Origin of the sequence: Amphritea pacifica (assembly GCF_016924145.1) — a bacterium.
Taxonomy (GTDB): domain Bacteria; phylum Pseudomonadota; class Gammaproteobacteria; order Pseudomonadales; family Balneatricaceae; genus Amphritea; species Amphritea pacifica.
This window is the reverse complement of record NZ_JAFFZO010000114.1, coordinates 1-481: the sequence shown is the minus strand read 5'-3', so window position 1 is coordinate 481 and position 481 is coordinate 1. Positions and strand designations below refer to the sequence as shown.

The 481-nt window shown below is 56.8% G+C and carries 1 protein-coding gene; it reads left to right on the top strand.

Annotated elements, in window-relative coordinates:
- Window positions 1–481 (top strand): isocitrate lyase/phosphoenolpyruvate mutase family protein (locus JW499_RS21650; protein ID WP_205212521.1); only part of this gene is annotated, 481 nt, incomplete at both ends.

Genomic DNA, 481 nt, shown 5'->3' with positions numbered 1-481 from the left:
GCGACAGCGCTGCTGAAGCGGCCGCTCAGGAAAAAATCGATAACCATATCACTCACGTAGTGCCTATCATCGCCGATATCGATGCCGGTTTCGGTAACGCTGAAGCAACCTACCTGATGGCCAAGCAGATGATCGAAGCCGGTGCCTGCTGTATCCAGATTGAAAACCAGGTGTCTGATGAGAAGCAGTGTGGCCACCAGGACGGTAAAGTGACCGTTCCCCATGAAGACTTCCTGGCGAAGATCCGCGCCGTACGCTACGCCTTCCTTGAGCTGGGTGTGGATGATGGTGTCATCGTGGCCCGTACCGACTCTCTGGGGGCTGGCCTGACCAAGCAGATCGCGGTGACCAACAAACCGGGCGACCTGGGTGACCAGTACAACAGCTTCCTGGATTGCGAAGAAGTCTCCCCTGCCGATATGAAGAACGGCGATGTGGTACTGAACCGTGATGGCAAGCTGCTGCGTCCTAAGCGTCTGCC